This is a genomic window from Methylobacterium indicum, from assembly GCF_001043895.1.
GTDB classification, from domain to species: domain Bacteria; phylum Pseudomonadota; class Alphaproteobacteria; order Rhizobiales; family Beijerinckiaceae; genus Methylobacterium; species Methylobacterium indicum.
Genome location: NZ_JTHF01000214.1, coordinates 1 through 12729, shown reverse-complemented (window position 1 = coordinate 12729; position 12729 = coordinate 1). Strand labels below are relative to the sequence as shown.

Here is a 12729-nt window from a genome sequence, read left to right as displayed (position 1 = left end):
GCGGTGCACCGGTCGGGGGTGGAACATGTCGGACGCCGACGACGCGTTCATTCGTCAGTCATTCGACCTGATCGACGGCCTCGACGGCCTGTCGGACCCCCTGGACGTGCAGAAAACGATCTTCGACCTCGTCGCCCGCTGCGGCTTCTCCTACTTCGCGATCACCCGGCTGCCGCAGCCGAGCGAGCGGATCGGCCCCAACCTCCTGCTCAGCGTCTGGCCGGATGGCTGGCTCGCGCATTACGACCGTGTCGGACATTACCGTTACGATCCCGTGGTGCGGCACTGCTTCCGCACCACCGAGCCCTTCGCCTGGAACGAGGCGCCCCTCGAGCCCGATACCGCCTCGCAGGCCCGCCGGGTGATGGAGGAGGCGCGCGAGCACGGCATGGGCGCGGGCTATTGCGTGCCGATCCACGACGCCCACGGCTTCCAGGGCGGGATCTCGCTCGCCGGCGAGCGGGTCGAGATGACGCCGCGGGTCCGGCGCGCGGTCCATCTGCTCGGGCTCTACGCCTGGTCGGCCGCCGCCCGCACCACCGCCCGCCGCCGCAAGCCGGGCGGACGGCTCCTGAGCGCCCGCGAGCGCGACGTGCTGTCCTGCGCCGCGCAGGGACGCACCCAGGAGGAGACCGCCGATTTCCTCGGCGTCTCGATCGACACCGTCGCCACCCACCTGCGCAACGCCCGCACCAAGATCGGCACCCGCAACACCACCCACACGGTGATCGAGGCCCTGCGGCTGCGGGAGATCTCGCTCTAAAAATCCGCAGCTGCGGCGGGCACCCTCCCGGTTTTCCGGGATACCGGGACACCTCTCCCTCTGGCCTTATGGAGCCGGACCGAGGGACGTCAGCGCATGATCCGCCTCCACGCCATCGACCGGACGAGCCGTGGAGCCTACGCGGACGCCCTGGCGCAGCACCATGCGCTCCGCCGCGCCGCCTTCGAGGAGGGGCGCTGCCGGGCACTCCGGAGCGTCGACGCCGCCGGGCGCGACCGCTTCGACACCGAGGCCACCCGCTACCTCCTCGCCATCGACCGCGACGGCCGCGTCGCGGGCGGCACCCGGCTCCTGCCCTCCGACGGTCCGACGCTCCTGAGCGAGGTGTTTCCGCACCTCGCCGACATCCGGGGCTTCGCCCGCGAGCCCGGGACCTGGGAATGCACCCGGCTCTTCGCCTCGGCGCGCTATCGCGAGGAGCGGCCGCTGTCGCGGGCCGCCGGCATCGTGTCGGCGGGCATGATCGAGCATTGCCTCGAACAGGGCATCCCGCATCTCAACCTCGTCGTCGAGACCTACTGGATTCCCCAGCTCGCCGAGATCGGCTGGCGCCCGCGGCCCCTCGGCCTGCCGGTCGCCTGCGAGGGCGTCTCGCTCTGCGCGGTCTCGATCGCGATGACCGAGGAGGCCCTGCGGGAGACCCGGGCGGCCTACGGCATCGTGGCCTCGGTCCTCGCCCGCCCCTCGACGCCTCCCGACCGACCGCGGGTCGGCCGCGGCCTGGCCGCGTGAGGAGGCGAGCGATGCCGTACCACGACGACACCCGCTTCCCCGTTTCGCTCCCCCGCAGCCTGCCGCCGCCGGGCCTGGAGCGGCCTCCGGCCGATTGCTTGGCCGAGCACCTGATCGAGGCCTACCGGCATGCCGCGGCCTGCGAGGATCCGGTCGTCCTCGACCTGATCCGGCTCGCCCTCGGCTATGTCGGCCGCACCTATCCGCCTACCGCGCTCCACGCCGCGGAGGAGCATTGGTCATGACCTCCGGCGCCCATCCCGGACCCGCTTCCCGATTGTCCTCTCCCTACGACCAGGCACGCACCATGACCTTCGCGATCCATTCCTCCGCCCGGCATTCCGACCTGTCCCAGGCCGACATCTCCCAGGCCGCCCGGGCCGAGATCCAGGCCCTGCGCCTCGCCGCCGGGATCCTCGACCTCCAGCACACCGCGAGCCCGCAGATCCGCGATCTGCCCTCCGTGCAGGCGATGATCCGCGCCGCGACGGCCGTGTTCGACGAGCTCGGCTTCGGCGAGGAGGGCGAGCCCGAGCGGACGATGTCGTCCTGAGCGTCGCCCGCTCCGTCGATCCGTGCGGGGTCGTCGGGCATCGAAAACGGCGCGATGCGCCCCGCCTCCGGTCGGAAGCGGGAGCGCATCGCGCCCTGTCGTTTCAAAGGACCGTTCCAGCCGCCCGGTCCAGGCGCGGGGGTGAGGTACCCTCCGCGGCCCGCGAGGGCTTCAGTACGCCACCCGCTTCTCGACGTAGCGGAACTGGATCGCGGTGAGCCCGATCACGATCGCCATCAGCACCACCGACTGCGCCGCCGAGCCGCCGAGATCGGCGCCGATGCGGCCGTCCTGGTAGACCTTGTAGACGAGGGTCTGGGTCGCCCGGCCGGGACCGCCATGGGTGAGCACGTCGATGACGCCGAACGTCTCGCAGAAGGCGTAGACCACGTTGACGACCATCAGGAAGAACGTGGTCGGCGAGAGAAGCGGAAACACGATGGTCCAGAACCGCCGGGCCGGGCCGGCACCGTCGATCGCCGCCGCCTCGATCACGCTGCCGGGGATCGCCTGAAGGCCGGCGAGGAAGAACAGGAAGTTGTAGGAGACCTGCTTCCAGGCCGCCGCCATCACCACCAGGATCATGGCGTGGTTCCCGTCGAGGAGCGGGTTCCACGGGATGCCGATCTGGTTGAGGCCCCGCGCGATCAGCCCGAGGCCGGGCTGGAACAGGAAGCCGAACAGCACGCCCGCCACCGCCGGCGCCACCGCGTAGGGCCAGATCAGGAGCGTCCGGTAGATCCCCGAACCCCGGATCTCCCGGTCCGCCATCGTGGCGAGCAGCAGGGCGAAGCTTAAGGAAAGCCCCGCCACCGCCGCCGCGAAGACCAGCGTGGTGACGAGGGCCTGGTAATAGGCCGGGTCCGTGAACAGGGCCCGGTAGTTGTCGAACCAGACGAACTCCGTCGAGAGCCCGAACGCGTCCTGCATCTGGAACGACTGCCAGACCGCCTGTACGGCCGGCCAGTAGAAGAACAGGCCGACGATCAGGAGCTGCGGCGCGATCAGCGCCGCCGGCAGCAGCCGACCTCCGAAGGTGATGCGCTCGGGGCTCATGAGGTTACCGTCCGGCCTGCTTCTCGAACTGGCGCAGCATCGCGTTGCCGCGGGTCGCCGCCTCGTCGAGGGCTTGCTTCGCCGTCTTCTTGCCGGCCAGCGTCGCCTCGATCTCCTCGGCCCACATGTCGCGCATCTGCGGCAGGTTGCCGAGGCGCAAGCCCCGGGAATTCTCCGTCGGCGGCTTGTTGGTCAGTTCCTTGATCGGCGTCTCGAGGGCCGGGTTCTTGTCGTAGAAGCCGTCCGCCTTGGATTTTTCGTAGGCGGCCTTGGTGATCGGCATGTAGCCGGTGGTCTGGTGCAGCTTCGCCTGCCGGTCGGTGTCGGACAGGAAGGTGAAGAACTTCGCCACGCCCTTGTACTCGTCGGGCTTCTTGCCGCCCATCACCCACAGCGAGGCGCCGCCGATGATGCTGTTCTGCGGCGCGCCGGGCATGTCGGGATAGTAGGGCATCGGCGCCGAGGCCCAGGCGAACTTCGCCGCGCCCTTGACGTTGCCGTAGGAACCGGACGACCCGAACATGATCGGGCACTCGCCGGCCGTGAAGCGGCCGAAGCCGCTGTCGTAGCGGCCGGAATAGTCGAAGGACTTGTCCTTCTGCGCCTCGGCGAGGTTGGTCAGGTGCTTGACCTGGAGCGGGCCGTTGATCTCGAGCGTGGTGTCGAGGCCGTCCATGCCGTTGGCCTTGGTGGCGACCGGCACGTTGTGCCAGGCCGAGAGCTGCTCGATGTTGAGCCAGGTCACCCAGGTCGTCGAGAAGCCGCAATTCGGGAAGCCGTTCTGCGTCAGCTTCTTGGCCGCCGCGAACAGGTCCGGCCAGGTCTTCGGCGGCGCGTCGAGGCCGATCGACTTCAGGGCGTCGGTGTTGACCCACATCACCATCGACGACGAGTTGAACGGGAACGAGAGCATCTCGCCCTTGGTCGTCGAGTAGTAGCCGGTGATCGCCGGCAGGTAGGCGTTCGCGTCGAACGGCTCGCCGGCATCCTTCATCAGCTGGTAGACCGGCTTGATCGCGCCCTTGGCCGACATCATCGTGGCGGTGCCGACCTCGAACACCTGCATGATGTGCGGCGCGGTGCCGGCCCGGAAGGCCGCGATGCCGGCATTCAGCGTCTCGCCGTAATTGCCCTTGTAGGTGGGCACCACCTTGTAGTCGCTCTGGCTCGCGTTGAACTCGTCGGCGAGGCGGTTGACGGCGTCGTTGTTGGCGCCCGTCATCGCGTGCCACCATTGCAGCTCGGTCACGGCGAGCGCCGGGGTCGCGGCGGCGGCCAGCCCGAGGCCGGCGAGTGCGATGCGGATCGTCAGGGTGGGGGCCATCGGGTTGTCGTCTCCTCGTGTGCGGCCCCTCATGCGGGGCCCGCGTGACACTCCGACGACAGGCGCCGGGGGTGACGCGGCCCGCACCGTCTCCAGCGGCGGGCAGCTTGTTAGTAGCTGGCTAAGCACAGCCGTGCCCGCGGGACAAGGGAGGGTCGTGAAGAGTGCGACCCCGTCGGCGCAGTTCTCCGGATCATCCTACTCACGACCTCATCCTGCGGTCGCACCTCAGGATGAGGTTGCAGGTGGGATGAAAGCTTCGAACTCGAAGCTTCAGGCCCGCTTCCGATCCCGCAGCGCCTGGATGGTCGTCGTCGGGGTGATCGCCTCGGGGTCGATCGGGCAATGCAGGATCGCCGGCAGGCCGGAGCCAAGCGCCCGCGCGAGGGCGGCGGGAAAATCCTCGGTGCGCTCGACGCGCTCGCCGTAGCCACCGAAGGCGGTGGCATAGGCGGCGAAATCGGGGTTCTTCAACGCGGTGCCGGAGACACGGCCGGGATATTCGCGCTCCTGGTGCATCCGGATCGTGCCGTACATCCCATTATCGACCAGGATGACGATGACCGGCAGCCCGTACTGGACGGCGGTGGCGAATTCCTGGCCGTTCATCAGGAAGTCGCCGTCGCCCGAGACCACCACGACGGTGCGGTCGGGAAGCAGGCGCTTGGCGCCGATGGCGGCGGGCACGCCGTAGCCCATCGAGCCCGAGGTCGGGGCGAGCTGGCCGTCATGGGCGCGGAACGGCCAGAAGCGGTGCACCCAGGTGGCGAAGTTGCCCGCCCCGTTGCACAGGATCGCATCGGCCGGCAGTGCCTCGCGCAAATGCGCCATCACGCCGCCCATCTGGAGATTGCCCGGGGTGGTGATCCGGGTGGGATCGCTCCAGGCCAGGTACTCGGCATGCAGGGCCTCGGTGCCCGCGGCCCAGGGCAGGGCGCGAGGCGGCTGCACGGTCTCGATCGCCGCCGCGAAGGCGGTCGGGCTCGCATTGATGGCGAGCGCCGGGCTGTAGACGCGGCCGAGTTCCTCCGGGTCCGGGTGGACGTGGACGAGGGTCTGGCGCGGTCCTGGAATGTCGAGGAGCGTGTAGCCCTGCGACGGGATCTCCGACAGCCGCCCGCCGACGACGAGCAGGAGATCGGCCTCCTTGATCCGGGCGAGGAGCTTCGGGTTGACGCCCAGCCCGAGATCGCCAGCGTAGCAGCGATGATCGGCCGAAAAATGGCCCTGGCGCCGGAACGAGCAGGCGACGGGGAGCGAGAACAGGTCGGCGAAACGCGAGAAGCGCCGCACGGCCTCCGCCGACCAGCGGCTGCCGCCGAGGATCGCGAAGGGGTTTTGCGCCTGCCCCAGCAGGTTTTGGAGCGCGACCATCTGGGCGAGCGCCGGATGGGTCTCGACCGGCCGGAAGGCGGGAGCATCCGGGACGGTCGCGGTCTCGACCAGCATGTCCTCGGGCAGCGCGATCACCACCGGTCCGGGCCGGCCGGCGGTGGCGACGTGGAAGGCGCGGGCGATCAGCTCGGGCAGGCGGTCGGCGCTGTCGATCTCGGTGACCCACTTGGCGATGGTGCCGAACACCGCCCGGTAATCGAGCTCCTGGAACGCCTCGCGCTCGCGGGCCGCCCGCTCGATCTGGCCGACGAACAGGATCATCGGGGTCGAATCCTGCTTGGCGATGTGCAGGCCGGGCGAGGCGTTGGTGGCGCCGGGGCCGCGGGTGACGAAGCAGATGCCGGGCTTCCCCGTGAGCTTGCCGTGCGCCTCCGCCATCATGGCGGCCCCGCCCTCCTGCCGGCAGACGGTGAGGCGGATCTGCGCGTCGTGCAGCGCGTCGAGCACCGCGAGGTAGCTCTCGCCGGGCACGCAGAAGATGTCGCCGACGCCGTGGCGGGCGAGCTGGTCCACCAGGATCTGCCCGCCGGTGCGGGGGCGGGGGGCGTCGGTCATGGATGTGTCCTCTGTCGAGCCACGTTGTTGAGTTGCTTCTCTCGGGTATTCGAAAGTGGACAAGGCCGCGCGAGAAACGGACGGAATCAGCTCGCCATGATCATGCATCGTCGGCCGACCTCACACCTCACGGTTTGAGAATCCGTGCCAGCGCGATGACGGCGCCGATGATCGCGAGTGTCTGAAAACCGATCAGTCCGGCGACCCATTTGATGATGTCGCTCTTCGTCGATTCGATGCGCGCTTCCAGGCGTAGCTCGGTTTCCCGCTGGCTCGCCTTGACGGCGTCCATGTCCGATCGCGTGCTGGTCCGCAGCGCCTCGATGCTCGCCTTGACGCCTTCGATGCTGGCCTCGACGTCCTTGAGATCCGCTTTCGTCGGAATATCGCCCTGAATCGCTTCGAGAAGAGCGTCGGACAGACCTTCCGCCTGCTCGGGCGACATCTTCGCCCGGTCGCGCAACGTCCGGGCGAATTTGAGCGTGTCGAACGCGATCGAGGTCATGGTGGGGGCGGGCGTCTTCCGGGAGGCTCGTAGCGAGCACCATAGCAGTCAGCGACGGCCTTGGCTCGCGCCGCCTGCATCGACGACGCCCGTCACCCGCCCCAGGCCGGATCCGCCAGCACGCTCTGCGTATGATCCCCCACCTGCGGCGAGGCGGTCTGGGCCGCCATCGGCACGCCGTCGATGACGATCGGCGAGCGCACGCTCGGGATCGTGCCGCCCTTCGCCCGCGGATCGGGCAGGTCGAGGCGCATCCCGCGATGGACCACCTGCGGGTCGGAGAAGACCTCGGCGAGGTCGTTGATCGGGCCGACCGGCACGTTGACGGCGCCGAGGCGCGCCAACAGGTCGGCCTTGGTGTGGCGGCTCGTCTCGGCGCTGATGAGCGGGATCAGCACGTCGCGCCGGGTCACCCGGCCGGGATTGGTGGAATAGTCGGGGTCGAGGTGCCAGGTCGTGCCGAGCACACTGCAAAACTTCTGGAACTGGCCGTCGTTGCCGCAGGCGACGATGATGTGGCCGTCCGACGTCGGGAAGACCTGGTAGGGCACGATGCTGGTATGCTCATTGCCCATCCGGGGCGGCAGCAGGCCCGACACGAGATAGACCAGGGCCTGGTTGCCGAGCACCGAGACCTGGGTGTCGAGAAGCGCCATGTCGATGTGGCAGCCCTTGCCCGTGGCGTGCCGGCCCTGGAGGGCGGCGAGGATCGCCACCGTGCCGTAGACCCCGGTGAACACGTCCGCGAAAGCGACCGCGGTCTTGACCGGCTCGCCCTCGGGCTCGCCGGTGAGCGACATGATCCCGCCCAGCCCCTGGACCATGAAGTCGTAGCCGGCCCGCGGCGCGTAGGGGCCGTCCTGGCCGAAGCCGGTGACCGAGCAGGTGATGAGCCGGGGGTTGAGGGCGCTCAGGGCCTCGTGGTCGAGCCCGTACTTCTTGAGGCCGCCGACCTTGAAGTTCTCGATCACCACGTCGGCATGGGCGGCGAGCCGCTTCACCACGGCTTGCCCTTCCGCGGTCTCGAAATCGGCCGCGACCGAGCGCTTGCCGCGGTTCGTCGAGTGGAAATACGAGGCCGAAAGCCGCTCGCCGTCCGCGCCCTCGACGAAGGGCGGGCCCCAGGTCCGGGTGTCGTCGCCGACGACCGGCCGCTCGACCTTGACCACGTCGGCGCCGAGATCCGCCAGGAGCTGGCCGATCCAGGGGCCGGCCAGGATGCGGGCGAGTTCGAGCACCTTGATGCCGGCGAGGGGTTTGTGCACGGAAAGTACGCCTCCCAACGATGCGCCTCCCGTTTGCGGAATGGCGCCGGGATCCCCTGCACGGGATCCGTCTCGAGCTTGCATACGCCGAGGCTTGGCCAGCGGGAAAGGCCGTCGGCCTCCGGTCAGCCCTGCGCCAGCCGCCGCCCCGTGGCGGGGTCGAACAGGTGCACGGCGCTCCCGTCGATCGCGAGCCGCACCGTGTCGCCCTCCTGGGTGGCGGAGCCGGCGGGCACCTGCACCGCCACGTCGGTGCCGGCGAGCGGCCCGTGCAGCAGGCGGGTGGCGCCGAGCTCTTCCACGAACGCGACCCGGAACGGCAAGCCGTCCTCCGCGATCCGCAGATCCTCGGGGCGGATGCCGGCCTCGACGGCGGTGCCGGCGGTGAGGCCGGTCACCGGGATCACCGTCCCGTCGATCCGCACGCCCCCCGCCACCGCTTCCGCGGGCAGGATGTTCATCGGCGGCGAGCCCATGAAGGTCGCGACGTAGCGAGTGGCCGGGCGGCGGTAGATCTCGATCGGGGTGCCGACCTGTTCGATCTCTCCGCCATTCATCACCACCAGCCGGTCGGCCATGGTCATCGCCTCGACCTGGTCGTGGGTGACGTAGACCGTGGTGACGGCGAGCTGACGCTGGAGACGGCGGATCTCGACCCGCATCTGCACCCGGAGCTTGGCGTCGAGGTTCGACAGCGGTTCGTCGAACAGGAAGACCTGCGGCTTGCGCACGATCGCCCGCCCCATGGCGACGCGCTGGCGCTGGCCGCCCGAGAGCTGGCGCGGGTAGCGCGTCAGCATGGCCTCCAAGCCCAGCAACCGCGCGGCCTCGGTCACCCGGGTCTCGATCTCGGGCTTCGGCGTGCCGCGGTTGCGCAACCCGTAGGCGAGGTTGTCGTAGACGCGCATGTGGGGATAGAGCGCGTAGTTCTGAAACACCATCGCGATGTCGCGGTCGGCGGGTTCGACCTCGTTGACAACGCGTCCGCCGATGGTGATCGCTCCCGAGGTCACGGTCTCGAGGCCGGCGATCATCCGCAGGACCGTGGACTTGCCGCAGCCGGAAGGGCCGACGAGGACGCAGAAGGCGCCGTCCGGCACGTCGAGCGAGACGCCGCGCACCGCGTCGACGCCGCCGGAATAGGTTTTTCGGAGCTGGTCGAGGGCGAGGCCGGCCATCAGAAGCACCCGACGTTGAGGATGGACATCACTTCTCGGTCTCCACCAGGCCGCGCACGAACAGCTTCTGCATCGCGAACACCACCACGACCGGCGGCAGCATCGCCAGCACGGCGGTCGCCATGACGATCTGCCACTCGGTGAGCTGGTCGGTGATCGAGGTCATCTTGCGCAGGCCGATCACCACCGTCTGCATGTCGTCACGGGTGGTGACGAGGAGCGGCCAGAGATACTGGTTCCAGCCGTACAGGAACTGGATCACGAACAGCGCCGCCATCGTGGTGCGCGAGAGCGGCAGCAGGGTGTCGAGGAAGAACCGCACCGGCCCGGCTCCGTCGATGCGGGAGGCCTCGACGAGCTCGTTCGGCACCGTGAGGAAGAACTGGCGAAACAGCAGGGTCGCGGTCGCCGAGGCGATCAGCGGCAGGGCGAGGCCGGCATAGGTATCGAGGAGCTGGAGGTCGGCCGCGACCTTGTAGGTCGGGTAGATGCGGACCTCGACCGGCAGCATCAGGGTGACGAAGATCGCCCAGAAGGCGGTCTGCCGGAACGGAAACTTGAAGTAGATCAGCGCATAGGCCGAGAGCAGCGAGATCGAGATCTTGCCCAGCGCGATGGCGAGCGCCATGATCGTGCTGTTGATCAGCATCAGCCCGACCGGCGCGCCGGCCATGCCGGATTCGGTGAGCGCCCGCCGGTAGGTCTCGAACCCGTGGGTCCCCGGCCAGAGCGGCATCTGCCCGTTGGCGATGGTCGCGGCGTCGTGCGTCGAGCCGATCAGCGCGAGGTAGACCGGGAAGACCACGATGCCGACCCCGAGGCACAGCACGAGGTGCGGGATCAGGTTGCCGAAGCGGCGGTTCTCGACCAACGGGGCCGCTCCCTGGCGGATGGTTTCTTAAGTTCCGGTGCCGCACGCGCGTGACGGGCGTGCGACGCTCGGGGTGCGTGTGGCTCGTCGGCGCTCGTCGCAAGGCCGGCGATTGCCGTTGCAGAGCCGGCTTAGCATCGGTCAAGCTCTGACGAAAGCGCCGCCTCTGCGTTCAGACCTTCAGGCCGGCCTGGGCGGCGAGTGCCTTGAGGTCTCCCTGCGGCCGGGCGCCGAGATGGGAGATGATCTCCGCCGCCGCGACGGCGCCGAGGCGGGCGCAATCGGCGTGGTCGAGGCCGCGGGCGAGGCCGGCGAGGAAGCCCGCCGCGAACAGGTCGCCGGCGCCGGTGGTGTCGACCACCTCGCGCACGGGCGAGGCCGGCACGGATTTCGTCTCGTCGCCCGAGACCACGAGCGCGCCGTCCTCCGAGCGGGTGACGACGCCGAGGAGCCCCTTTTCCGCGCGGAGCGCCGCCAGGGCCGTGTCGGCGTCGGCGGTCTGGTACAGGCTCTTCAGCTCGTGGATGTTGGCGAACAGGATGTCGAGGCTGCCGTCGCGGATGAGGCCGAGGAACTCGTCGCGGTAGCGGTCGACGCAGAACGCGTCCGACAGGGTCAGCGCGACCTTGTTGCCGGCGCCATGCGCGATCTTGGCCGCCTTGCGGAACGCTTCCTTGGCGGCCGGCGGGTCCCACAGGTAGCCTTCGAGATAGACGTGGCGGGCGCTCCGCACGGTCTCCTCGTCGACGTCCGAGGCCGAGAGGCCCTGGCAGGCGCCGAGATAGGTGTTCATGGTGCGCTCGCCGTCCGGCGTCACCAGTATGAAGCATCGGGCCGTCGCCGGGCCCTCGCCGGCCGGAGCGACGTCGAACCGGACGCCGGTGGCGTTGAGGTCGTGGGCGAAGAGACGGCCGAGCTCGTCGTCGCGCACCTTGCCGACGAAGCCCGCCCGGGCGCCGAGGAGCGCCGCGCCGACCGCCGTGTTGGCGCCCGAGCCGCCCGAGATGACCGTGGCCGGGCCCATCACCCCGAACAGGTGCTCGGCCCGCGCCTCGTCGATGAGCTGCATCGCGCCCTTGTGCACGCCCTCGCGCACCAGGAAGGCCTCGTCGGTGCGGGCCATCACGTCGACGATGGCGTTGCCGAGGACGAGGAGGTCGAGGGAGGCGGTCATGCAGGGGCTCGCGCGGGGAAGAGGATGCCCGCGCCTGTCGCATCCGCTACCGGGAGGGTCAAGCGCCGGGCTCAGGGCTCCTCGAACAGTGCCGGGATGGAGAGTGTGAGACCGGGCGGGTCGAGGACGGAGGTGCCGTCCTGGGCGAAGGCGGTCTCGATCCGGTCGCCGGCGCGGCGGTGATGGATGACCATGCGCCGGTCTGGATCGACGATCAGGTAGTGCTGGATGCTTGGTACCCGGAAGTAACCGACGAGCTTCTCGCTCGCGTCGGTCCGGCGGGTGCTGGGGGACAGAACCTCGACAACGACGACCGAGCCCTTCACCTCGACCGCGTCGGGGTCGAGGCGCGGGCCGCAATAGATCAGGGCGTCCGGTTCGTAGGCCGTGTGGGCATCGATGCGGACGGTCATTCCATCGGGCATCGCTTCGCAGCCGACTCCGGCACCGCGTACCGCGCTTCGCAGCGCATCGAAGACCGCGACGCGGGTTCTGGCGCGCCGTGCCCGTTCGGCTGCCATGGCGTACACCTCGCCCTGCACGAGTTCGTACCGTCCGGGATTCGCCTCGCTCCAGGCGAGGTACTCGTCCACATTCATGGGCGTCTGCGGAAGCGGCTTCATCGCGTCGAACCTGTCGATGGCTCCTTGCGCCAGCATCGTAGCATGCCGGTCAGCGCCCGCCGAAGAGATCGTCCACGGCGAGCACGATCCCGGGCGTGACGCGCCCGCTCCGGCGCCCTCGCGAAGACCTCGCCGTCGACGAGTTCGTGACGGCCCGGAATTGTGGCGCTCCAGGCGAGGAACGCGTCGACATCCATGCGGACTGGCGGCAGGCCGGCCGGGGGCGCGAGCCTACCGCGCCTGCGTCACTGCATCGACTGCATCTCGCAATTCGCGTAGGCGACGCTGCCGTCGGCGTAGGCCTTGAGCTTGCGGGCATAGGCTTCGGCGCTCGTCCGGAAGGGGCCGAGCTGCGCGTTGTAGGCCTTGATCCCGTCGTTGTAGGTGTAGGCCTCCCAGCCCGGGCAGCCGCCCTTGGCGTCGAGGCAGGCGGGCTTCTGCGGCAGGGCGGGCTTTACCGGCTTCTCGCTCGCCGGCGGCGGCGTCGGCGCGGTGCAGGCGGCGTGCGCCGCCGGCGCCATCATGAGCAGGAGGGCGGCGAGGGTCAGGCGCGGCACGGCGGATCTCCACGGGGTGCCGCCTCTCACGCCATCGTGTGGCCGGCCGCCCGGGTCAAACCGCTGCTCGCGGCTTATCTGTGGCGCATTCCGCACTGCACCCGGTTGCCGCATGACCGTCCACCCCCGGATCGCCGATCCCCGCCCGATCCCGCCC

Annotated in this window: 14 protein-coding genes; 4 read left to right on the top strand and 10 right to left on the bottom strand. The window is 69.6% G+C overall.

The window, feature by feature from the left end; all coding sequences use genetic code 11:
• Positions 1–25: 25 nt before the first annotated feature.
• The 4 genes from QR78_RS23595 to QR78_RS23580 all read left to right on the top strand — a co-directional run bounded on the left by QR78_RS23595 (position 26) and on the right by QR78_RS23580 (position 2069).
• Positions 26–763 carry a helix-turn-helix transcriptional regulator gene (locus QR78_RS23595; protein WP_048430033.1) on the top strand — a complete coding sequence of 246 codons (738 nt, stop codon included), beginning with the start codon at positions 26–28 and terminating at the stop codon, positions 761–763.
• Positions 764–859: 96 nt separating this feature from the next.
• Positions 860–1516: an acyl-homoserine-lactone synthase gene (locus QR78_RS23590; RefSeq protein WP_048430032.1), complete on the top strand. Its 657-nt coding sequence runs from the start codon at positions 860–862 to the stop codon at positions 1514–1516.
• An 11-nt stretch (positions 1517–1527) separates the two neighbouring features.
• Entirely contained in the window at positions 1528–1761 is a 234-nt protein-coding gene (locus tag QR78_RS23585) for a hypothetical protein (protein WP_048430031.1), read from the top strand.
• The gene (locus QR78_RS23580) at positions 1758–2069 is read left to right on the top strand and encodes a hypothetical protein (RefSeq protein ID WP_125901247.1); all 312 of its coding nucleotides are present in this window, start codon (positions 1758–1760) and stop codon (positions 2067–2069) included. Before QR78_RS23585 ends, QR78_RS23580 begins: the two co-directional genes overlap by 4 nt.
• Positions 2070–2240: 171 nt before the next feature.
• Here the strand turns inward: QR78_RS23580 and ugpA are convergent, their stop codons facing one another.
• From ugpA to QR78_RS23530, 10 genes are all read right to left on the bottom strand, one after another.
• Complete coding sequence (ugpA, locus tag QR78_RS23575) at positions 2241–3125, bottom strand: sn-glycerol-3-phosphate ABC transporter permease UgpA (RefSeq protein WP_048430029.1); 885 nt, start codon at positions 3123–3125, stop codon at positions 2241–2243.
• Positions 3126–3129: 4 nt separating this feature from the next.
• Positions 3130–4449: a sn-glycerol-3-phosphate ABC transporter substrate-binding protein UgpB gene (gene ugpB, locus QR78_RS23570; protein WP_048430028.1), complete on the bottom strand. Its 1320-nt coding sequence runs from the start codon at positions 4447–4449 to the stop codon at positions 3130–3132.
• A 273-nt stretch (positions 4450–4722) separates the two neighbouring features.
• A complete protein-coding gene (locus QR78_RS23565; RefSeq protein ID WP_048430027.1) occupies positions 4723–6399 on the bottom strand; it encodes a thiamine pyrophosphate-binding protein in 1677 nt (558 codons plus the stop codon).
• Positions 6400–6526: 127 nt separating this feature from the next.
• On the bottom strand, positions 6527–6904 hold the full coding sequence (locus tag QR78_RS23560) for a CCDC90 family protein (protein WP_048430026.1): 378 nt from the start codon (positions 6902–6904) through the stop codon (positions 6527–6529).
• A 92-nt stretch (positions 6905–6996) separates the two neighbouring features.
• Positions 6997–8169 (bottom strand): CaiB/BaiF CoA transferase family protein, encoded by a 1173-nt coding sequence (locus QR78_RS23555; protein ID WP_048430025.1) that lies wholly within the window; start codon positions 8167–8169, stop codon positions 6997–6999.
• A gap of 125 nt (positions 8170–8294) precedes the next feature.
• Positions 8295–9347 carry an ABC transporter ATP-binding protein gene (locus QR78_RS23550; protein ID WP_048430024.1) on the bottom strand — a complete coding sequence of 351 codons (1053 nt, stop codon included), beginning with the start codon at positions 9345–9347 and terminating at the stop codon, positions 8295–8297.
• Between the two features lie 28 nt (positions 9348–9375).
• Positions 9376–10218, bottom strand: a complete 843-nt coding sequence (gene ugpE, locus QR78_RS23545) for a sn-glycerol-3-phosphate ABC transporter permease UgpE (protein WP_048430023.1) — start codon at positions 10216–10218, stop codon at positions 9376–9378.
• A 172-nt stretch (positions 10219–10390) separates the two neighbouring features.
• Positions 10391–11392, bottom strand: coding sequence for an adenosine kinase (locus QR78_RS23540; RefSeq protein ID WP_048430022.1), 1002 nt, complete (start codon positions 11390–11392; stop codon positions 10391–10393).
• 71 nt (positions 11393–11463) lie between these two features.
• A complete protein-coding gene (locus tag QR78_RS23535; RefSeq protein WP_048430021.1) occupies positions 11464–12051 on the bottom strand; it encodes a Uma2 family endonuclease in 588 nt (195 codons plus the stop codon).
• Between the two features lie 209 nt (positions 12052–12260).
• A complete protein-coding gene (locus QR78_RS23530; RefSeq protein WP_048430056.1) occupies positions 12261–12539 on the bottom strand; it encodes a hypothetical protein in 279 nt (92 codons plus the stop codon).
• Between the last annotated feature and the right edge of the window lie 190 nt (positions 12540–12729).